At 68.7% G+C, this 246-nt stretch carries 1 pseudogene; it reads left to right on the forward strand.

Annotation, left to right across the window (positions count from 1 at the left end):
* Positions 1 to 51: 51 nt before the first annotated feature.
* A pseudogene (locus EOA23_RS36030) lies at positions 52 to 246 on the forward strand (transposase); the annotation flags it as partial.

Consider the following 246-nt stretch of genomic DNA (forward strand, 5'->3'; position numbering starts at 1 on the left):
CCTGCCGGATGTCGGGACGCTGGTGCTCGCTCGCCCGGAGTGTCTTTTTTTGTGACTGAGGCCCAGCCGGTGAAGCAGACGGGCCACGTTCGACCGGTGCACCGTGATGCCGCGCCCGTCCAGCTCCACGCACAGTTCGTCGAGCGTCAGATCGCCATTCTCGGCCATCCGCTGGCGCACGAAGTCGGCATGAGCGGCCAGCTTGCCGCCGCCAGGGCCGTGGCCTTGCCGGCGCGGCTCAAGCGT

It is taken from the genome of Mesorhizobium sp. M2A.F.Ca.ET.042.01.1.1 (genome assembly GCF_003997405.1).
Lineage (GTDB): Bacteria > Pseudomonadota > Alphaproteobacteria > Rhizobiales > Rhizobiaceae > Mesorhizobium.